The 21,812-nt window shown below is 36.0% G+C and carries 15 protein-coding genes; 7 read left to right on the top strand and 8 right to left on the bottom strand.

Annotated elements, in window-relative coordinates:
- The first annotated feature begins 213 nt into the window (after window positions 1-213).
- On the top strand, window positions 214-597 hold the full coding sequence (locus AACH28_RS16010; RefSeq protein WP_341830973.1) for a hypothetical protein: 384 nt from the start codon (window positions 214-216) through the stop codon (window positions 595-597).
- A 64-nt stretch (window positions 598-661) separates the two neighbouring features.
- Window positions 662-1,069 carry a hypothetical protein gene (locus tag AACH28_RS16015; RefSeq protein ID WP_153845284.1) on the top strand — a complete coding sequence of 136 codons (408 nt, stop codon included), beginning with the start codon at window positions 662-664 and terminating at the stop codon, window positions 1,067-1,069.
- 146 nt (window positions 1,070-1,215) lie between these two features.
- Here AACH28_RS16015 and dnaA read toward each other — a convergent pair whose 3' ends face one another.
- Window positions 1,216-2,640 carry a chromosomal replication initiator protein DnaA gene (gene dnaA / locus AACH28_RS16020; RefSeq protein ID WP_046672557.1) on the bottom strand — a complete coding sequence of 475 codons (1,425 nt, stop codon included), beginning with the start codon at window positions 2,638-2,640 and terminating at the stop codon, window positions 1,216-1,218.
- Window positions 2,641-3,189: 549 nt separating this feature from the next.
- A complete protein-coding gene (dxs, locus tag AACH28_RS16025; RefSeq protein ID WP_341830974.1) occupies window positions 3,190-5,118 on the bottom strand; it encodes a 1-deoxy-D-xylulose-5-phosphate synthase in 1,929 nt (642 codons plus the stop codon).
- Window positions 5,119-5,278: 160 nt separating this feature from the next.
- On the opposite strand from dxs, the gene AACH28_RS16030 reads away from it, so the two are divergent.
- A complete protein-coding gene (locus tag AACH28_RS16030; protein WP_120335635.1) occupies window positions 5,279-6,067 on the top strand; it encodes a ScpA family protein in 789 nt (262 codons plus the stop codon).
- A 33-nt stretch (window positions 6,068-6,100) separates the two neighbouring features.
- On the opposite strand, the gene thiL is transcribed toward AACH28_RS16030, so the two are convergent.
- Together thiL and nadA are read right to left on the bottom strand one after the other, a co-directional pair.
- The gene (gene thiL, locus AACH28_RS16035) at window positions 6,101-7,153 is read right to left on the bottom strand and encodes a thiamine-phosphate kinase (protein ID WP_205400226.1); all 1,053 of its coding nucleotides are present in this window, start codon (window positions 7,151-7,153) and stop codon (window positions 6,101-6,103) included.
- Between the two features lie 226 nt (window positions 7,154-7,379).
- Window positions 7,380-8,375, bottom strand: coding sequence for a quinolinate synthase NadA (nadA, locus tag AACH28_RS16040; protein ID WP_088163401.1), 996 nt, complete (start codon window positions 8,373-8,375; stop codon window positions 7,380-7,382).
- A gap of 3,144 nt (window positions 8,376-11,519) precedes the next feature.
- On the opposite strand from nadA, the gene nadB reads away from it, so the two are divergent.
- Both nadB and AACH28_RS16050 read left to right on the top strand, forming a co-directional pair.
- The gene (nadB, locus tag AACH28_RS16045) at window positions 11,520-13,112 is read left to right on the top strand and encodes an L-aspartate oxidase (protein ID WP_046673171.1); all 1,593 of its coding nucleotides are present in this window, start codon (window positions 11,520-11,522) and stop codon (window positions 13,110-13,112) included.
- Between the two features lie 5 nt (window positions 13,113-13,117).
- Entirely contained in the window at window positions 13,118-13,624 is a 507-nt protein-coding gene (locus AACH28_RS16050; protein WP_341830975.1) for a gamma carbonic anhydrase family protein, read from the top strand.
- Between the two features lie 49 nt (window positions 13,625-13,673).
- Here the strand turns inward: AACH28_RS16050 and AACH28_RS16055 are convergent, their stop codons facing one another.
- The 4 genes from AACH28_RS16055 to apaG all read right to left on the bottom strand — a co-directional run bounded on the left by AACH28_RS16055 (window position 13,674) and on the right by apaG (window position 19,992).
- Entirely contained in the window at window positions 13,674-15,353 is a 1,680-nt protein-coding gene (locus AACH28_RS16055; RefSeq protein ID WP_341830976.1) for an Ig-like domain-containing protein, read from the bottom strand.
- Window positions 15,354-15,431: 78 nt separating this feature from the next.
- On the bottom strand, window positions 15,432-17,291 hold the full coding sequence (gene mnmG / locus AACH28_RS16060; protein ID WP_070562672.1) for a tRNA uridine-5-carboxymethylaminomethyl(34) synthesis enzyme MnmG: 1,860 nt from the start codon (window positions 17,289-17,291) through the stop codon (window positions 15,432-15,434).
- Window positions 17,292-17,384: 93 nt separating this feature from the next.
- Entirely contained in the window at window positions 17,385-19,250 is a 1,866-nt protein-coding gene (locus AACH28_RS16065; RefSeq protein ID WP_341830977.1) for an ABC-F family ATP-binding cassette domain-containing protein, read from the bottom strand.
- Between the two features lie 355 nt (window positions 19,251-19,605).
- A complete protein-coding gene (gene apaG, locus AACH28_RS16070; protein ID WP_046673176.1) occupies window positions 19,606-19,992 on the bottom strand; it encodes a Co2+/Mg2+ efflux protein ApaG in 387 nt (128 codons plus the stop codon).
- A 149-nt stretch (window positions 19,993-20,141) separates the two neighbouring features.
- Here apaG and AACH28_RS16075 point away from each other — a divergent pair, with 149 nt between their 5' ends.
- Entirely contained in the window at window positions 20,142-20,852 is a 711-nt protein-coding gene (locus AACH28_RS16075) for an SAM-dependent methyltransferase (protein ID WP_070562678.1), read from the top strand.
- A 204-nt stretch (window positions 20,853-21,056) separates the two neighbouring features.
- Window positions 21,057-21,812: an alpha/beta hydrolase gene (locus AACH28_RS16080; protein WP_313419501.1), complete on the top strand. Its 756-nt coding sequence runs from the start codon at window positions 21,057-21,059 to the stop codon at window positions 21,810-21,812.

Consider the following 21,812-nt stretch of genomic DNA (forward strand, 5'->3'; position numbering starts at 1 on the left):
AGTTCGTCTAACTTTATCGATCCTGTTAGCAGTACAATAACAGCGATATCATCAATTTTTGCATTTCACGCCATATATAAAAACCCGTATTCCAATGAATTACAATCAGTTAATATTAAAACTTTGTTAAAGTAACATAGTTGATACAATATAAATACCCCTTTCGAGTTTTTATAGCAAGACGGTTTAATTGTAACTTTTTAAATACAAGATATGAAAAAGCTAATTTTAACAGGAATAGGATTCATTCTAGCGATGGGCCTAACGTTTGCACAACAGGGTAGTCCCGAAGATGCAGCTGCTAAAGCAACGACTGAACTTGTACAGAAACTGCATCTGAATGATGAGCAAAAAACTGCGGTATCAACCATTCTATTGGATCAGGTAAAAACAGAACAGACAATAGTAAAAGATACTGGGTCTTCTGCTCAAGCGAAAAGCGAAGCGCTTAATAAGCTACAGACTGAAGTGGATACAAAAGTCAGTCAATTACTTACCGAAGATCAGAAATCGCTTTATCAAAAAGTCATAACTGAAAGACCAGCTAAAGCTGTGCCGACCGCAGCTGAGCCTCAGAAAACTGAATCTGGTCAATAATCGACAATAAAGTAAAATTAGGTAGCAAAAAAACATTGAATAATTTCATCTAAAATTAAACATCATGAAAAAGTTATTTTTAGCAGGTATAGGTTTCTTCCTAGCGATGGGCCTAACATTTGCACAACAAACAACACCGGAAGAAAATGCAACAAAGGTAGTAACTGAATTAGTCACAAAGCTGACATTAAATGACGAGCAGAAAACTGCGGTATCAACAATCGTATTGGATCAAGAAAAGGCTATAGCGGCTGTCATTCAGGATTCCACGACTAAGGTTGACGTCAAAAAGGAGAATATAGCCAAAATACAGGGTGAATCAGATACTAAAATAGCTCAGTTGCTAACAGATGAACAAAAAGTTGCTTATCAGAAATATGTTACTGAGCGACCTCCAGTAAACATTCCGGCAACGCAAGAAACAACAGAACAAAAAGAATCCGGTAACGGACAGAGCAATCAACAACAATAATCATTCGAGAACGAATGAAAATCCTCTGGACATGCAATGCATGTCCAGAGGATTTTTTATGCCTTACAGGGCCTTAAATACATTAAAAAAGGGCTGTCCAAGTAATATGGACAGCCCTTCTAATGCTTTGCTTACGATAATTGACATTAAGATTTTAATTTTTTCATAATGTCACTTACATAAGTTTTAAATTTCTTGTCAGTTTCAATTAAATCCTCTACGGTTTGACAGGCATAAATGACTGTCGAGTGGTCTCTTCCTCCGAAGAATGCTCCAATCGATTTTAGTGAAGATTTGGTATGTGCTTTTGCTAAGTACATCGAAATTTGCCTGGCCTGCACGATTTCACGCTTTCTAACTTTCGATTTAACCATATCCACAGGAACTTCAAAATATTCACAGACTAATTTTTGAATAAAGTCCATTGAAATTTCCTTATGGGTATTCTTCACAAAATTCTTCAACATGGATTTTGCTAAGCCCAAATCGATCTCTTTTTTGTTCAAAGTAGACTGAGCCAATAATGAAACCATGGCTCCTTCCAATTCACGAACGCTGTTATCGATCTGTGTTGCGACGTATTCCACTACATTTTCAGGTAAATCAATACCATCGGAATACATCTTCTTCTTCAAAATTGCCATTCTCGTCTCAAGATCAGGAATCTGAATATCTGCAGATAATCCCCATTTAAAACGACTAAGCAAACGTTCCTCCAAACCAGCTAAATCCTTAGGTGCTTTGTCTGAAGTCAAAATAATTTGCTTTCCAGATTGATGCAAATGATTAAAAATATGGAAGAAAATATCCTGTGTTTTTTCTTTACCGGCAAAGTTATGTACATCATCCATAATGATGACATCCATTGCTTGATAAAAGTTAACGAAATCATTGATTGTATTATTTTTCAATGAATCCACAAACTGCTGACAGAATTTCTCACAAGACACATAAATGACCAGTTTATCGGGAAGATTTCTCTTGATTTCATTTCCGATTGCTTGGGCAAGGTGTGTCTTTCCCAAACCAACATCACCATAAATCATCAAAGGGTTGAATGAAGTACCACCCGGCTTATTCGCTACAGCATAACCTGCTGAACGAGCAAGACGATTACATTCACCTTCGATAAAATTTTCGAATGTGTAGTTTTGATTCAATTGCGGATCAACCTGCAATTTTTTCAATCCAGGAATAACAAATGGATTTTTGATATCTCTATTTAAAGATACCGGTACAGGGATAGATTGTCTTTTCCCTTCTGCTCCATTGCCATTCGATGGAAGATTAGTCGTATAGGGATGAGAAGCTGAAGACTTCTCCACTACAATATTGTATTCCAATCTACCTTGTTCTCCTAAAAATTTCTTTACGGTCTTACGAAGAATTCCTACATAGTGTTCTTCGAGCCACTCATAAAAAAATAAGCTAGGCACTTGAATAGTCAAAACGTCACCCTCCAAACGGACTGCTTTCACAGGTTCAAACCAGGTCTTGAAACTTTGCGCTGGTATATTATCTTTGATAATCGAAAGACAATTATTCCAGACACTTGAATACGTTTTTTCCATTCTAAAATTGTTAATAAGTTGATTTACAATACGCGACAAAAAATATGTTGATAACTTTCTCTGAGAACGAAGATGACAAAAAAATATCAGCTAAAAAACTAAAATATAAAATAATTAATAAACCATTATATATCAGATATTTACTATGTAAAATTGTGGAAAACTAGCGCTAAAATTGATCTCTAAAAATAATTATTAACATTCCAAATTTATTTGAAAAAAAAGAACAAAAAAAGTAGCAAACTAATTACGTCTCAGTCCTTAAGGTCTAAATCTAAATTAACCAAAATAATAGCTAATTACAATCTTTAGTTCATATATTTTTAATATTAAATTTATAAGAATTTAAAGCCAACTTAACATCATTGCTAATGGACGATTCAACTTATTTATGTCCAACTGTAAAACAAAAATCTATATAATTTATCCGAAAGAAAAAAACATATTGTAACATATGAGATTAATTGTGAGCTCCAAAAATGCGATACTATAGAAACAAAAAAGGAGGTCCATAGGGATCTCCTTTTTTGTTTCTATAGTATATAACTTTTATCCGACCATTGAACTGGTCAATTTTCCATTACAAAGTTTTTTAGCTTCTGCTATGATCGCATTCGCATCGTAGTGGGCATTCTTCCACTGTGCATTTTGTTCAGCATGCTCAATGATCTTATCCGGAATACCTAAACGAACCACTTGGCTATGATATCCGTGATCTGCCATAAACTCCAATACAGCGGAACCTATTCCCCCTTGTAAACTTCCATCTTCAACCGTGATAATTTTATCAAACTTTTTAAAGACCTGATGGAGTAAGACTTCATCTAATGGTTTAGCAAATCGAAGATCATAATGTGCTGGGTGTATCCCTAATTCATTCAACTGCTGTACCGCTTTAACGGCTTCATTTCCTATAGCGCCAAAGCTCAATATAGCAAGCTCTTCCCCATCTGTTATAAGACGTCCTTTTCCAATTTCAATTTCCGTAAACGGGCGACGCCAGTCTGGCATAACACCATTTCCTCTAGGATATCTAATAACAAATGGACCTTTATTGGGCAACTGAGCTGTATACATTAAATTTCGTAACTCTTCCTCATTCATCGGCGCAGAAACCGTCATATTTGGAACACAGCGCATAAATGCGATATCATAAGCTCCATGGTGTGTCGCACCATCCGCTCCTACCACGCCCGCACGGTCTAAACAGAAAACGACGTTCAGATTTTGCAATGCAACATCATGGATTACCTGATCATAGGCCCGTTGCATAAACGATGAATAAATATTACAAAATGGCAATAGTCCCTGAGTTGCAAGTCCAGCACTGAAAGTAACAGCATGTTGTTCAGCAATACCGACGTCAAATGCACGCTCAGGCATAGCTTTCATCATAATATTCATGGAAGAACCGGATGGCATTGCAGGTGTTATACCCACAATCTTATCATTCTCTTCTGCAAGCTCCACCAAAGTATGTCCAAAGACATCCTGAAATTTGGGAGCCACCGGTTTATCATTCGAAGACTTCTTGATCTCACCGGTAATTTTATCAAATAAACCTGGAGCGTGCCACTTAGTCTGGTCTTTCTCCGCCAACGCAAAGCCCTTTCCTTTGATAGTGACAGCATGTAATAATTTGGGACCTGGTATGTGTTTAAGATCTTCTAGCGTTTTAGCCAATTTTTTGACATCGTGCCCGTCAACTGGCCCAAAGTATCTAAAATTTAAAGATTCAAATAGATTAGCATTTTTCAGCAAAGTTCCCTTTATGCTTTTTTCAAGCTTTTTGGCAATGCCAAGTGCATTGGGACCAACTTCTGAAATCTTTGTCAATACTGCTGCTATATCGTCTCTAAATCTGTTGTATCGCTTAGAGGTGGTAATGCTTGTCAAATACTCCTTTAATGCACCAACATTCGGATCTATCGACATGCAGTTATCATTTAAGATCACCAAAAGATTTGATTTAGAAATTCCAGCATGATTCAATGCTTCAAATGCCATTCCTCCCGTCAAGGCACCATCACCGATTACAGCAATATGCTGACGGTCTTTCTCACCTTTTATCTGAGAGGCAACAGCCATACCCAGCGCAGCAGAAATAGATGTTGACGAGTGACCAACACCAAATGCATCGTATTTAGATTCAAAACGGTTCGGAAAGCCCGAAATCCCGTTCTCAATTCTATTTGTATGAAATATATCCCGGCGACCTGTTAGGATTTTATGTCCATAAGCCTGATGACCTACATCCCAGATCAATTGATCGTATGGGGTATTCATTACGTAATGTAACGCCACCGTTAACTCGACGACTCCCAAACTTGCTGCAAAGTGACCACCATTAACCGAAACCTGATCAATAATAAATTGACGTAATTCCTGACTTAACTGTTCTAATTGGTCTTCCTTTAGCTTTTTAAGATCAGAGGGATCGTTTATTTTACTTAATAGTTCTCCAGCCTCAAACTGCATAGTACTGCTATTTACATGATATGTTCGTACAAAGTAACGACAATTTTATTTAATCTTTAAAATTAAATCGCATTTACATATTGAGGTACAACAAATAAAATAATGAATAGTTTGTATCGAAGTTATTCCAAAAGATTTTATATGTAAATTTGTATAAGATATGCAAGTAGAAGAAGGCTACGAAATCAAGCTTCCTCAATTTGAGGGACCTTTTGATTTATTATTATTTTTTATCGAACGGGATGAATTAAATATCCACGATATACCGATTTCAAAGATTACAGATGATTTTTTATCGTATGTGAGCCAAATGCAAGCGCTCAATATGGAAATGGCAAGCGAGTTTATCTTTGTTGCTTCGACATTGATGCGTATTAAAGCTAAAATGCTCTTGCCTCGTCTAGATCTAGATGAAAATGAGAATGAAATCGATCTTAGAGAAGATCTTGTTCAAAAACTTATTCTCTATAAGCAATTTAAAGAGACCTGTGACGATTTGAGAGTCTTGGAGGAGGATCGTCTCAAACTATACAATCGAGGCAACATACGCTATGATATCCAGCAAAGACTAAAATTAGACTCTACCGGAGAAAATTTGGATAGCTTCGACCTTTATAGTCTAATGATGATTTACGAGCAAATGATGTATCAATTCCGTAATCGTCCCCCAGAAGTAACACATACAGTTGTCAAATATCCATACACCATTGAACAACAGAAGAAAGCAATAGCCGAACTAATTGAAATCAATAAAAAATTGGATTTTCAAGAAATTCTTAAAAACTCAGAAAATAAAATACAGTTTGTCTATAACTTTTTAGCAATTCTTGAAATGCTGCAACAGAGATTATTACAGATCGAAGTGGGCTTAGGCTATAACAATTTCAATGTAGGTGAAAGAGATCCAAATGAGGTAGAGGAACTCCGGCTTGAGGAGCAAGAAGCATAAAAAAAGACCTGTTTTGAACAGGTCTTTTTCGTATTAGTCTTTTTTCTTAAAAGCATTCCACCCCTGGGCTGTTATCGGATAAAGGTTCCCTGATTTGGAAATCATTTCACAGCCTTCAGTACTTGGCGTCATATAACCAATAATGCTAATATCCGGTAAGTTTTTGATTTTATCATGATCGGCCTGAGCTATTGTGAACAGTAGTTCATAATCTTCACCGCCATTAAGTGCGGCTACGGTTGGATCAATGCCAAATTCCCGCCCCGTATCATAAGTCATCTGATCCAATGGAATTTTTTCCTCATATAATCTGCAACCTTTGTCAGATTGTCTGCAAATATGTAGAATTTCTGATGCAAGCCCGTCTGAAATATCCATCATCGCTGTGGGCTTGATCCCTAGCTTGGCAAATAATTCAACAATGTCTTTCCGGGCTTCAGGTTTCAATTGACGTTCAACAATATAATCTTTTCCCTCTAAATCAGGCTGTACATTGGGATTTTCTAAATAGATATCCTTTTCACGCTCCAAGAGCTGTAAGCCCATATAAGCTGCCCCTAGATCACCAGACACACACAAGAGATCACCTTCCTGCGCACCATTACGATAAACAATCTGATCTGTATCAGCATAACCTATGCTTGTCACAGAAATAACCAAGCCTTGGGCTGAAGCGGAAGTGTCTCCGCCAATTAAGTCGACATTATATTTCTTACAGGCAATCAATGCTCCCTGATAAATCTCTTCTACAGCTTCCAATGGAAATTTTGAGGACAGACCTATTGAAAAGGTAATTTGTGAAGCTATTCCGTTCATCGCGTAAATATCGCTCAAATTGACCTGAACAGCTTTGTAACCTAGATGTTTTAACGGAACATATCTAAGATCAAAATGAATCCCTTCCAACAGTAGATCAGTAGATATCAAGGTTTTTTTACCTCCAAAATCTAGAACAGCAGCATCATCGCCAATCCCTTTAATTGTGGATTTTTCTGTTAATTCTACAGCTTTTTTTATATAATCAATCAAGCCGAACTCACCCATTTCTTCCAAATTGGTTCGCTCGGTGTTATCAAAATCGAACATGCTAAAAAGTTTAAAAGTTTAATATAGATAATGCCTGCTGATAATCATCTCCCAGAGAGATATCCGGATGGCATTACAAAATAAGTTTTACTATAAGACCAATGCCCCCTGCTTATACATTGGACTCTTTTCGTTGAACTGCATATAAACAGCTCAACGAAATCATTATTGACCATTGAAAACCAATCAGTTATTATCTTGGTATGATCAAAAATTATGCAGATTTCTATAAGCCTAAACTTGCCGATATTTCCAACATACGTTCAATAGGACGCTGGGCTCGGAGAATAACATCCTCGGGAAGAAGGATTTCAGGCGATTCATACTTCAGACAGTTATATAGCTTCTCAAGCGTATTAAGCTTCATATGCGGGCAATCATTACATGCACAGGCATTATTAGGAGGTGCAGGGATAAAAGTCTTATGTGGACTTGCTTTTTGCATTTGGTAGAGAATACCTGATTCTGTAGCAACAATATAAGCCTGGGCCGTATCTGTCTGGGTAAATTTAAGCATGCCGGCAGTCGATCCCACATAATCGGCTATCGCCAGTATATGATCCTCACACTCCGGATGGGCAATAAACTTAGCATCAGGGTGCTCGCTTTTCAAACGATCAATTTTATCTTGAGAAAAAATTTCATGGACCATACATGCACCATTCCAAAGCACAAGATCTCGTCCAGTTTTCTTTTTAACGTATGCTCCGAGATTACGATCCGGGCCAAAAATGATTTTCTGATCCGCTGGCAGGCTCTCTACGATCTGCACAGCGTTACTAGAGGTACATACGATATCGGAAAGCGCTTTCAATTCCGCTGTACAGTTTACATAAGTGATGACCAAATGATCAGGATATTGTTCCTTAAATTTAGCGAAAAGATGCGGCGGGCAAGAATCTGATAGCGAACAACCTGCTTTGGCATCTGGCAGAAGAACCTTTTTCGTCGGTGAAAGTATTTTAGCTGTCTCAGCCATGAAATGTACTCCAGCAAAAACAATTACATCTGCATCAGTTTTCGCAGCTTCCTGGGATAAACCAAGGCTATCTCCTATATAATCCGCTATATCTTGAATTTCAGACTCTTGATAATAGTGAGCCAAGATGACAGCGTTCTTTTCTTTCTTTAACCGTTGGATCTCTTTAATCAAATCCAGTGAGGGATCAATCGGAGCATCGATATAACCTTTTGCTTGAAGCTCATAATTTACAATTTCCATGCGAGTAGTTTCAACTTTTATGAACAGCAAAAATAAGCATTGTTAGATATATAAAAGTCAATTAAAAGCAAATTAATCAGGTCGTGGTAATATACCGCTCGCTTGAATGTGATGCATTATTAGATAATAACAGATAAAACACTGATATAAAACCTCTTATTAATCAATAATAGATTACAACGGATCTACCGAGCCTAGCTTATTGGATAATGTCAGTTTTCAAATTTGATCGAACAACTACAACTGTTGCCCAATTACATGATCTTGCAGCACTGACAGTGAAATACCTATTAAAAAAATACAAATTAAACATTTACAAATATTAATAGTTAAATTAATTTAAATAAAGTTTAATCAAACAATATTACGCCCATATAAACTCTTTTAGACTTGAATATTTAGGAAACTATTCGAACTCTTCATTTATACCAAAAGCTGAAAGGGTTTATTTCACATTATTTCGATCTTCGAAAATCAGTTTCATCCGCATCAAACCTTCATAGCCTAAGGAACGTTTTTAGGCATATTACAAAACAATGAAAAATATAGCACAAAAGGAAGCTTTATTTATTAACATTTCAGATTAAAAAACGTTTTTGAGCTCTTATAGGAGAGATTAATGGATTCTGGATTGATCAATAATTTTATATCAAATTCTCAGCGGGTTTATTTTGTAAATTTGGAGTAAACTGTATATGCCTGCAGCATTGAAAGCGTACGAAATAGCTTCGAAAGCAAAATAAACGCTCTCAGAATTGTCTATAGGATATTGCATCATCAGCTTCCCTAAATATGCCATTCTAATCGCAAATATTTGAAGTTTATATATTTTTCGTTTACCAACCACATACAGCAACGGAGGCCAGAACTAGGCGAAAATCAATTTTCATTAATAAAAATACGTCATAGACAATCAATACAAAACAATAATTTCTGGAATAAGTGCTTTTACATTTGCATATAAAAATACTAGCAGCTTGTAGAAATGAATATAGGAATATAGCGATGTAAATTTACGCCAATTCAGGGTCAATAGCGTTGAATGAAATAGTTCAAATAAACCCTATAAGAATTGGATATTTATAAGAAAATCTAAAAGAGTCAAGTAGAAGCGAATCTAGAAGAGAGTATTTCTCGGAAAATAAAATATATGACTAAATGATGCATACAGCATCCAAAATAAAGCGGACAAGAATTAAATATTGGCTACTATAATATAAGATAGTGAATTTATTTAATTCTAAGAGGCTTTAATGAAATTTTCACAATTCAATTTTACAAAATTCAAGAATAAATGATGGATCCCACCAAAATAGAATAAATTATACCGAGTATCAGATAAGAATCCAGTAAATAACTCCCTCAAAAGCTCAATATAACAGAATCCGAGCGTATATCCGGCTAGACCAAGCATCTGGCGATAATTATAGTACAAACCGCAAAAAATCCAACAAATATAACTTAAAAAATACTAATAAGTATAATAACGAAATATAAACTTGTTAAAAAATATACATTCTCAAATTTATATTAAATTTGGTGAATTAAACCGCTTCATACTCAAATAGATAAATAATATTAAAAGATAATACTAAATATGCGATTGACAAAGCACTTTCAAAGCATGTTAGTCGCTTAGAATTAAATATTCCAAACAAACAGCGAAAGAAGTCAATATATTCAATCCATAAGAGCTTTATTTTAGAAAAATACGCCCTGAGAATGATATAAAAAGATTCTTTATAACAATGATCCAGAATATTCGAATCTCACAGATCTAAATTTGGACAATTATTCCATCTAATGGATGTTGGGCTGCAAATATAGTAAGATTGTTTGTTCTACAATAAATTATTTGAAGAAATTATTTGCAATCCAAAATTATAAACAAGCTAATCTTAAAATTTCACTTAGATCGCAAACAGTTCACTATTTAAACGCATAGAATGCAATAAAAAGCACTGAAAACAAATTTTGCAAAAATATCCAATTTTGAGCGGGTTTATTTTTAACCAATAACCTTGAGATTCTGTTTAAAATTCAATTACGGCAAAACCAAACGGATATTATAGCCAATCCGAATACAATAACCCGATCCAGGAATAAAAAATTCCAATAAGCATTACCGTTCATTTTGAAAAATTTGCTGATAAAGTTATAAAAATTCCGCATTCAAATTTTAACTCGTTGAGAAGACCATATTCAAATATTTTTTTTTTAAAAAAGCAAATAAGCAAACCTAAAGCGACTTAAAATCGAAATAGTAAAATCAACTAAATTGCCTTTTTCAAAAAAATTTTTAAAGCAAAAATTAGTAGCTATTAGAATTCAATAAAAGAATCTATATAGTTGAAAGCTAGAAATATTGAACTCTCATAGCACCAAAATGAGAGTTAAACCTTTTCTTTATCGATTTCCATCAGTTACAATCCCATAAAATTGAAATAAGATCCCATAACGGAAAATATCCAAGTATAAAACGGCTTAAATGAATTTTTTCTTAAAAAAATTATAAATAACGCGCTGAAACTACTTTAAATCCATATGTAAAAAAAAATAAAATAAATATCCGATCCTAAAGCGCTTTAAAAGCCAATAGGAAATTTAAAAAATAATATAAACTCAATTAGAATTAAATATTTCAATAGGGGACTCCATAATTCCCGGATATCGAAACCTAACGGACTCTAATCGAACTTGACAAAACTAAACAAAGATTTTCGAACGTATTCCACAATCTTTTTTTTCAATAAATACTAATTATTTAAAATAGAAAATCTCTTATTGTTTATTATGGTGTGGAAAAGTGGTATAAATTAGGTTATTTCAATTTTGATTTTAGGTTTTTAAAGAGTTTTCAACAATTTTTCAACAGGATTTATCTATTAAAGAGCTGATTTTTAAAATTCTAATTTATCGTATTTTTTATTTTCCATATATTTTTGTTGAATAGTTTTTGTTTAGAAAATGTGGAAATCTATGGATTTTTGTGCGGAAAAATTTTAGAAATAAGGCTTCAAAATAGGGGATTTGTGAATTGTTAAATACTTTTCATTTTTATTTAACCTTTTATTTACACGTTTTCCACATTTTTCGTTAATTTGAATCGTCACTTTTGGGGATAGTTTGTGAATTTTAATTTATATGGCAGATAGAAAGGTAGATTTTTTGGTCATTGGATCAGGTATTGCTGGATTGAGCTTTGCTTTAAAGGCATCGAAATTCGGTAAAGTATTGATAGTCACTAAGTCCAATGAGGATGAGTCTAATACAAAATATGCGCAAGGGGGAGTGGCTGCCGTTGTGGATAAGTCAGATAGCTTTGAAAAGCATATCATTGATACTCAGATTGCTGGGGATGGTTTATGCGATGTTGAAATTGTGGAAAACGTAGTGAGAGAAGCACCGGAACGGATTGCAGAACTTATTTCATACGGAACATCATTTGACAAGGAGGAATCGGGGTTATATGATCTGGCAAAAGAGGGGGGACATTCCGCTCATCGTATTTTGCATTATAAAGATATAACTGGCTATGAAATTGAGCGTGCATTATTGGCGCAAGCACATAGTGATCCCAACATTGAAATCGTAACGCATTACTTTGCCATTGATTTGATTACACAGCATCATTTGGGGGAATACGTGGATAAGAACAGGGAAGACATTACCTGTTATGGAATTTATGCTTTTAATACCTCATCACATTTAGTAGATAAGATTTTGAGTAAGGTTACTGTGATGGCTTCTGGAGGAGCAGGGCATGTTTATTCAAGTACAACAAATCCAACTATTGCGACTGGAGATGGTATTGCTATGGTGTATCGGGCAAAAGGTAAGGTACGTAATATGGAGTTTATGCAATTTCACCCTACTTCTTTATACAATCCAAAGGACTCTCCTGCATTTTTGGTATCTGAAGCCGTACGTGGATTTGGGGGTATTTTAAGAAGGATCAATGGTGAATCTTTCATGGAGGAGTACGATGAACGTGCTTCTTTGGCACCAAGAGACATCGTTGCTAGAGCTATTGATGCCGAGATGAAGAAATCTGGTATAGATTATGTGTACCTTGATATCACGCATCGGAATAAGGAAGATATTATCAAGCATTTTCCAAATATTTATGAAAAGTGTCTTTCGATCGGACTGGATATGGCGAAGGATTTTATACCAGTTACACCGGCTGCGCATTACCTCTGTGGAGGCATTTATGTAGATGATTTTGGACGCAGTAGCCTCGTTAACTTATATGCTTGCGGAGAGTGTTCTTCTACTGGCCTACATGGGGCAAACCGATTAGCTTCTAATTCACTTCTTGAAGCGCTTGTTTATGCACATCGTATTTTCCTGGATGCCACAAAGTCGATAGGATTGATTAACCATATTGTTGATGTCCCCGAATGGGATGACTCTAAAACCTCTCTTTCAAATGAGGATATTTTGGTAAGTCATAATTTACGCGAGTGCCAAAAGATTATGAGTGACTATGTTGGCATTGTCCGTTCCGATTTTAGGCTTGAAAGAGCTCTTAAACGGCTACATCTCTTGTATGAGGAGACCGAAGAATTTTATCGAAATACAAGGCTTTCTGTTAAACTGTGTGAACTGCGTAATGTTATCCAAGTAGCTTATATCGTGACAAAATCAGCTATGTTACGGAAAGAAAGTAGGGGATTGCATTATACAACGGACTATCCGAAACATTCGGAAGTATTACAGGATACAATTTTTTAAGGAATATGGCACTTATTTTATCTGTTTTGGATAAATCTCCGGTTATAGCTGAAGAATGCTTCTTAGCACCCAATTCAACGATTGTAGGCGATGTGGAGATTGGGCATCACTGTTCGGTATGGTTTAATGCTGTCATACGCGGAGATGTCAATTATATTCGTATCGGTAATTATACTAATATTCAAGATGGAGCGGTTATACATTGTACCTATAAGAAATGCGGTACTACGATCGGAAATTATGTAAGTATAGGGCATCAGGCTATGGTACATGGATGTATTTTGGAAGATCATGTACTCATTGGTATGGGAGCTATCGTTATGGATAATGCGATTGTTGAATCGAATGTTATTGTAGCAGCTGGTGCAGTAGTTTTGGAAAATACTCGTTGTGAATCGGGATTTCTATATGCTGGAGTACCTGCCAAAAAGATAAAAGCACTTACTGAAGAGCAGAAAGATCTATTGCAGCAGCTGCCACATAATTATGTTATGTACAGCTCCTGGTTTTAGCTTAATCGAATTAGCAGTGTTTTAAATTATTATTTTAGAATGGCCTCAATTATTCTTTTTTGAGGCCACTCAATGAAAAACTGTCTTTTTGTTCCCAATTAGCACGTATAGTAAATACCTTATTTAAATATATAACAGGTTCCGGAAAGGTTTTCTTTTCGACATCTCCAGTGTCCCAGATTCCATTATTATTGTCGTCGCGTATCACACGTATACTATACTTTCCTCCAGGATACTGTTTGTATACAACAGCCGGGTTGTTCATGTTTATTTTGTCGACGCGATAGACCTTATCTTTTTTCTCATTGATTAACTCAACCAAATAGGTTGTATTGCTATCTAGATCTGTAAAATCAAATGTCAGATCCCCATAGTTTTCACTATCGTCATAGGTCAAATCGAGCTTTTTCTCTTTGTTTTGTTCGCCAAAATAGCCTGTTATAGCGCCTTCTGTAAACTCGATTTGGTACTTTTTCTCTTTTCTCCAATTATAGCGAATATGGTAGATATTGGTATTTGCTGTATCTACGGCTAGTTGGTAATTGGTCCGGACCAATGAGTCTTCTTTGAATTTTAACTTCGTTTTATCGATATTTTTGATCGGTGTGAAAGCAGATACCTGAAGGTGTGTAATTCGATCGACCCGTCCATTATTTGGCGTAAAAATAGGCTCAATTGTCTGCTCTATTTTTACATTCCCTTTTCTAATGAGAATGGTATCCAACGGTCTTTCATTTTCTGTCAGAACAAGCTTTAGGGAGTCTATTTTTAAATTTGGAATAAACAAAGTAGCCGAGTCTGATGTCTTTGAAAAACGTACTTTTTTATCCTTGTTGTTTACTTCGTCATTTAGGATATCAAGTTTGGGCTTGTCGACTCTTCTATTAAAAACAAGAAGTATACTTCCATTTTTTTCAAATTTCTTCTCTTGGGTTCTAAACTTTTTTGGGATTCCTTTGAAGATCTCCAAGTTGATATTGCTCAAGTCTCGCTCTAGCACGATAGAGTCTTTTAGGAAACCTATTTCTTCATCAGCACCATTATAGATTCTATCGTTATTTTTTTCTTGAAGTGCGTAAATGCGATAAGTTCCCTCTCTTAGATTGTTTAGTTTATAGTTACCTGCAGTATCCGTTGTCGTGAATATATTCGCCTTCTTTTTACCAAAAATCGAGTCTTGGCTAATGGGGATCAACAAGACTTTAACATCCTTTTGGACCTCTTTCGTTATAGCACTTTTTACATTACCGGATATACTGAGTGAATCTATTTTATCTCCTGTCGCGAATACGTAAGCATAATTGACCAATGCATTTCCAGCGTTATAATCAACTAGTCCTTTACCGAAGTATATGCTGTAGGTTGTATTCTTTTCTAGGGAATCAGGTAAGGTAATTTCTAGATTTTTTTTCTTCACCTTGAATTCTGGATTGCTTCCCATGTCTGGCGTAATACTGAATTCCTTTTGTTGATTTGCCAGCTTGATATACTCGTCAAACGTGATCACTATTTTTTTAGCTGTAAAATTCTTCGAAAAATTCGTAGGGCTTTCCAATAGTATCTTCGGAGGAATAGAATCTTTTGGCCCCCCCGTGGGCTGTTGTATGCTCGCACATTGTATGGACAAGCCAATAAGCATAATAAACATGCTTAAAATAAGTAATCTTGTTTTTAAGCTACTTTTTAGCCTTTCTGAACCACTTTTATTTTCTCTTAAAGAAGTTGTCATAAAAAATAGAATATTGTCTTAAATCGCTTATTTTAAGCTTTGTGATGTTTAGTGTATAAGTATTTAGCTTTCAGTTGTTTAACTCATATGGACCATCAATACAGTGATATCAGAGGGCGAAACGCCTGAGATTCTTGAAGCTTGCCCCAGTGTACGTGGTTTAACTTTAGATAACTTTTGTCTTGCCTCAATTGATAGCGATGTTAATAGGCTGTAGTCAAAATCAGGATTAATTTCTCTATCTTCCATCTTCTTCATGCGATTGACAATTTCCATCTCTTTATCGAAATAGCTTTCATATTTGAGATTGATCTCTGCTTGTTCAATGGTATCATTATCGAATTGGGATACATAGTGTGCAAAGCCTTCGTCTCCTTTCAGAATATCTTGGATACCAACTTGTGGTCTTGCAAGAACATTACTCAACCTTGTTTTTTGTGGAAGTGCGCTTGAGCCAACTTCGGCTAATACGGTATTCATCTTTTCGACATTGGTCGAATTTTGTTTGAGATACTCGATTATTTTATTGGAGTTATCAATTTTGTTTTGCACTTTTTTGAGTCTTTCTTCTCCTACCAATCCCAATTTGTAAGCTAATGGGGTTAGGCGAATATCAGCATTGTCCTGGCGTAGAAGTAGACGATGTTCTGCTCTTGATGTAAACATGCGGTACGGCTCTTCAGTTCCTTTGGTTACGAGGTCGTCGACCAATACACCTATATAGGATTCGGATCGTTTTAGAATAAGTTCCTTATCATCATTGATGCGTTGATGCGCATTTATCCCGGCTAGGAAACCTTGAGCAGCGGCTTCTTCATAGCCAGTTGTCCCATTGATCTGTCCTGCGAAAAATAGATGTTTCACCAATTGGGTTTCTAAGGTTAGATCCAATTGCATTGGTGGAAAGTAGTCGTATTCTATGGCATAACCTGGGCGGTACATTTTCGCATTTTCAAAGCCTGGGATCAATTGCAAAGCTTTCAATTGTACGTCTTCTGGCAATGAGGTGGAGAATCCGTTGACATAAATTTCTACTGTTTTGAAGCCTTCGGGCTCCACGAATATCTGATGTCTTTCACGCTCGGCAAAACGATTTATTTTATCTTCTATTGAAGGGCAATAGCGTGGTCCCAATCCTTTGATACGTCCCGTAAACATGGGTGATTTTTCAAACCCAGTGCGTAGCATTTCGTGGACCTTATCGTTTGTATAGGTAATCCAACAACAGCGTTGTTCAGTTGGTATTTCTACATCTGTATAGGAGAACCGCCCTCTTTTTTCATCGCCCCACTGTTCTTCCATTAATGCATAGTTGAGGCTTCTTCCATCTATACGTGGTGGAGTACCTGTCTTCATTCTTCCTGATTCGAAACCAAGGGAAACAAGTTGTTCGGTTAAACCTGTGGCTGCCTTCTCTCCTGTTCTACCGCCTCCAAATTTCTTGTCCCCAATGTGAATTACACCATTTAGAAAAGTTCCATTGGTCAGTACCACGGCGTCCGATTCTATTTCTATTCCCATCGAAGTGATGACACCGCAAGCTTTTCCGTTTTTTACGATAACTTCTTTTACGGTATCTTGCCACATATCTAAATTAGGAAGAGACTCGAGTTGTAATCTCCATTCTTCTGCAAACCGCATTCGGTCATTTTGGGTCCGCGGACTCCACATGGCAGGACCTTTCGAAAGATTTAACATTCGGAATTGAATGGTTGATTTATCTGCTATGATACCAGTATATCCGCCCATAGCATCAATTTCTCTTACTATCTGTCCTTTGGCTACTCCACCGATAGCGGGGTTACAACTCATTTGCGCTATTACTCCCATATTCATTGTGATGAGTAAAGTGGACGAACCTAAGTTAGCTGCTGCCGCCGCTGCCTCACATCCGGCATGCCCCGCACCAACGACAATTACATTATATTTTTTAAACATTTTTCTATTCTTGTTCCACGTGAAACGTGGTGTTTTTATTTCTTTGTAAATTTACGTTTTCTTTGTGTTCCACGTGAAACCTGTGGTGAAATTTTACATAAAATCAGCAAGATATAACCATCTTTCGGATTTATCGTCTATCTGTTTTTGGATAGATTGAATTTCTTCCGCTAAGGAAGAAAGTTTTAGATGATCTGTTACCTGGTTTAGTTCCTCCGTTTTTAACGCTACTTGTGTTTCCAGTTTTTCGATTTCTTCTTCTAGTTTGTTATATTCTAATTGTTCCTTGTACGAGAGTTTTTTCTTTTCCTCTTTTACAATTGGCTTTACCTGTTCTTGGGTTATCCTTTTTTGTTTTTCCTTTTCTAATTTTTGGATTTCTTCCTGTTCAAGTTTAAAGTCGGCATAATTTCCGTTGTATATCTGCACGATCCCCTTTCCTTCAAAAATGAAAAGTTGATCCGTCAATTTATCTAATAGATACCTGTCGTGTGATACTAATATGAGTACTCCTTTGTAGTTGTCAAGAAAATCTTCCAGCACGTTTAATGTATCAATGTCCAAATCATTGGATGGTTCATCCAGAATTAAAAAATTTGGATTCTTCATTAAAACACGCATTAATTGAAGTCTTTTTTTCTCCCCCCCACTTAATTTGTTAACGAAACCAAATTGTTTTTCAGGAGGAAATAAAAAGTGGGTTAGCAGCTGTGAAGCCGTGATTACTTCCCTATTTGCCATTTCAATATAGTCTGCTATATTTTTTACAACATCTAATACTCGATCGTTTTCATTTACTTCCAATCCGCCCTGTTTATAGTAGCCATATACTGTGGTTTCCCCTACCGCTATAGACCCTGTATCAGGTTTTTCTTCTCCCGTGATTAAATTAAGAAAGGTTGATTTTCCAGTACCATTTTTTCCCGCTAGACCAATACGATCACCTTTTTTAAAGGTGTATGAAAAATCATGTATGATTTCTTTTGCTCCATAACGTTTGGCAACATGTTCTAGTTCGAGTATTTTTGAGCCCTGCCTGCTTACTTTCACACTGAGTTGTACCGAGTCGTTTCCTTTAATTGCTTTAGATTTTTCTTCCAAGTCATAGTATGCTTCAATACGTGATTTGGATTTGGTACCACGTGCCTGTGGTTGACGACGCATCCACTCCAATTCACGGCGAAGTAGATTTCTGCTTTTCTCAACCATAACCGCATCAATAGTTTCACGTTCCGACTTCTTTTCTAGAAAATAAGAATAGTTACCTTTATAGGTAAAGAGATTGCCCCTATCCAGCTCTCGAATCTCCGTACAGATATTATCCAAGAAGTAGCGATCGTGCGTTACTAAAAGAACGGTTTTGCTACCTGTTGTTAGTAGTTTTTCAAGCCATTCAATAGTCTCTATATCCAAATGGTTGGTGGGTTCATCTAATATATAAATATCCGGCTCGTCTATCAAAAGCTTGGCTAGCGCAAGGCGTTTTCGTTGGCCCCCTGATAAACTTTTGATATCTTGATGGAAATCCATAATGTTTAAACGATTAAGAATCGTCTTAATATTATGCTCATACTCCCAGGCATTCAATGAACTTATTTTTTCTGTAAGATCTTCTAATTTTTTCTGATCGATATCAGTTTCCAATAACAGCTCCTCGTACTCACGGATAAGACGTTGTTGATCGTTGTCTGTACTATAAATAAAATCGTTGATTGATTTTAATCCTGTGAAATCAGGATCCTGTTCTAAGAAACCAATTTTTATACCTTTTTCTTTTACAACTTTTCCTGAGGTTGGTAAGATTCGCTCTGCTAAAATGGCGAGTAAGGTTGATTTACCTGTGCCATTGATTCCGACCAAGGCCACACGTTCTCCCTTTTGGAGACCGAAATGTAAATCTTTAAAAAGCCATCGATCATGGAAGGAATGGCTTACTTGTTCTGTAGCTAAAATACTCACGTTATATCACCCTAAATTATATTCAGTCAATTTACACGCCAAAACCCTACCAGTAGGTTTCTTCTCTTGGTAGTTTATATCGTGTTGATAATCAATATTTTAGTTGTATTTCTATTGATTGTCAGTTATTTATATATTGAATCAATAATCGTTTTGATTGCTGACTAATGTAATCTATTGGGTGGCATACGATCAAATGTTAGCCTTTGCCATTGGGTAAAATGATAATTCGAAGTCCCAAAGGTTCGCTTGTTCATTTGGAATGCTCGCAAAAATAAAGAAATAGTTTCTTATTCGATGCGAAAAAAGCTTCGTTATTTGATTAATTGGCAATAATGATACTGCCCTGATAAAATTAATTCAATGCGTAATCCGCTATCAGATTGAAACGTGGTATTTCAACTTGAAAGCTGCCGTTGTCCAGTGTTCGGATCATATTATAATATCCTTCCATGAATCCGAATTCGCTATTGAGATTGCAACCTGAGGTGTATTGATGAGTCTGACCAGGTTCTATAATAGGTTGTTCGCCTACTACTCCTTCTCCAGATACCTCCCTATAGTCTCCTTTTGCATCAAAAATTTTCCAATAGCGACTTATCAATTGAACCGTGTAATCGCTGAGATTTTCTATGCTGATATGATAAGCAAACATGAAATGTTCACGGTCCGGATTCGAATACTCCGATTGATAGATGGTTTCAACCGAGATTTTTACGCCTTCTGTAATTTGTGTGATCATTTGAATGATGTTTATTGTTGCAATGAATATTTACGCTAAAATACTAATAATGAGTTTAAAAATCTAAATTATAATCATTTTAAAAGGTTAAATAATGCTAAGTTTAAAATTAGTATAACCAAATGGACCTTAATTAGTAGGTTTGTATTATGGCAAATGGTATCTTATATTTAATTCCTGTTCCATTGAGTGATGACGCAGCTTTCCAGTCATTTACTCCGTATTTAGTGGAAACAATCAATTCATTGGACGAGTATATTGTAGAGAACGAAAAAACGGCGCGCAAGTTTTTAAAACTTGCAGGTTTAAAGATTCCGCAGAGCGAATTAACGATCCATGATTATGGAAAACATGTGCGGGACAAGGGAAATATAAATGATTTTTTTGAAGGCTTGAAACAAGGCAAAAGTGTTGGATTAATGTCTGAGGCGGGATGTCCTGGTGTTGCTGATCCTGGTGCTTCTATTGTAGCGCGGGCACATCAATTGGGTATTAAGGTAGTTCCTCTTGTTGGACCAAGCTCTATTCTACTGGCACTTATGGCTTCCGGATTTAGCGGTCAGAAATTTGCCTTTCATGGTTATTTGCCTATCGATAAAATTGATCGAGCTAAGGAAATTAAAAATCTCGAACAGCAATCAGCACGTGAAAAGCAGACGCAAATTTTTATTGAAACTCCATTTAGAAATAATCAGCTTTTAGCCGATCTACTAAAAATATGTAAACCTTCCACCTTACTCTGTGTTGCGTCAAATGTAACAGCTGCCGACGAAAATATACAAAGTTTGACAGTTGGTGAGTGGCGAAAACGATCGTATGATTATCATAAAAAGCCGACTATTTTTTTACTTTATGCATGATGTTTTTAGAGCTCCCCCCTACCCTATTTTCATTGATGAAGTTTAATGATGAAATTAAAAGCTGTTTTTACATGAGTGAAGTATGTTTTAATAAAGTAAGTGAGTGCTTACATTTTGTTTTTTAATAAATATGTAAATCAGGGTATCAGAATAAATGCTGAATAGAGTTTGTTAACCGTCTAGAATGATTTAATATATAACACGATGAATTACTGTAGATTATTGTCTATTATGTTTTTGTTTTCATTAGTTGGATTCAGTAAAGATCTTGCTGCACAGTCTTCTACATATGTTATTGTCCATGGAGCTTGGGGTAGTGCTTGGCAGTTTAAAAATACGGCGGTTGAGTTAGCTAAAAAGGGAAATGAGGTGTACCGACCCACACTAACAGGCCTGGGTGAGCGTTATCATTTAGCAGATACTTCTATCCGATTACAAACGCATGTCGATGATGTTGTGAATACGATCCTGTTTGAGGATCTCCATGATATTATATTGGTCGGACATAGTTATGGTGGGATGATTATCACGGCTGTGGCAGATAGTCTTCCGGATAGAATCCGTAAATTGGTTTACTTGGATGCTATACTACCGGAGGATCAACAATCTGTAATGAACTTAATGGGTAAATCCAGTGCAGCAAATGGACTGTTAAAATTAGAAAAGGATGGTTATATTTTTCCTTTCTGGGTGAAGGACATTAAGAAGCTTCCTAGGGATGTCCCCCACCCGTTAAGAACAATGACAGACAAGATCAGTTTAAAAAATCCGAAACGACTTAAAATTCCAAGTACTTACATTTTGACTTATGAGGATGGCAAAACAATTGAGGATGATGATTTTTACCCGTTTTATAGGAAGGCAAAAAATATAGGTTTTAAAACAGTCGAATTTGTTGGAGATCATAATCCACAAATAAAAAAGTTGAAAGAATTAGTAGATTTGTTGGAACAGGAATAA

The sequence above is a fragment of the Sphingobacterium thalpophilum genome (genome assembly GCF_038396785.1).
GTDB classification, from domain to species: Bacteria; Bacteroidota; Bacteroidia; order Sphingobacteriales; family Sphingobacteriaceae; genus Sphingobacterium; species Sphingobacterium thalpophilum_A.

Excerpts from the sequence above, each read along its gene's own strand:
- AACH28_RS16010 (WP_341830973.1), top strand. The coding sequence starts at position 214 with ATGAAAAAGCTAATTTTAACAGGAATAGGATTCATTCTAGCGATGGGC.
- AACH28_RS16015 (WP_153845284.1), top strand. The coding sequence starts at position 662 with ATGAAAAAGTTATTTTTAGCAGGTATAGGTTTCTTCCTAGCGATGGGC.
- dnaA (WP_046672557.1), bottom strand. The coding sequence starts at position 2,640 with ATGGAAAAAACGTATTCAAGTGTCTGGAATAATTGTCTTTCGATTATC.
- dxs (WP_341830974.1), bottom strand. The coding sequence starts at position 5,118 with ATGCAGTTTGAGGCTGGAGAACTATTAAGTAAAATAAACGATCCCTCT.
- AACH28_RS16030 (WP_120335635.1), top strand. The coding sequence starts at position 5,279 with ATGCAAGTAGAAGAAGGCTACGAAATCAAGCTTCCTCAATTTGAGGGA.
- thiL (WP_205400226.1), bottom strand. The coding sequence starts at position 7,153 with ATGTTCGATTTTGATAACACCGAGCGAACCAATTTGGAAGAAATGGGT.
- nadA (WP_088163401.1), bottom strand. The coding sequence starts at position 8,375 with ATGGAAATTGTAAATTATGAGCTTCAAGCAAAAGGTTATATCGATGCT.
- nadB (WP_046673171.1), top strand. The coding sequence starts at position 11,520 with ATGGCAGATAGAAAGGTAGATTTTTTGGTCATTGGATCAGGTATTGCT.
- AACH28_RS16050 (WP_341830975.1), top strand. The coding sequence starts at position 13,118 with ATGGCACTTATTTTATCTGTTTTGGATAAATCTCCGGTTATAGCTGAA.
- AACH28_RS16055 (WP_341830976.1), bottom strand. The coding sequence starts at position 15,353 with ATGACAACTTCTTTAAGAGAAAATAAAAGTGGTTCAGAAAGGCTAAAA.
- mnmG (WP_070562672.1), bottom strand. The coding sequence starts at position 17,291 with ATGTTTAAAAAATATAATGTAATTGTCGTTGGTGCGGGGCATGCCGGA.
- apaG (WP_046673176.1), bottom strand. The coding sequence starts at position 19,992 with ATGATCACACAAATTACAGAAGGCGTAAAAATCTCGGTTGAAACCATC.
- AACH28_RS16075 (WP_070562678.1), top strand. The coding sequence starts at position 20,142 with ATGGCAAATGGTATCTTATATTTAATTCCTGTTCCATTGAGTGATGAC.
- AACH28_RS16080 (WP_313419501.1), top strand. The coding sequence starts at position 21,057 with ATGAATTACTGTAGATTATTGTCTATTATGTTTTTGTTTTCATTAGTT.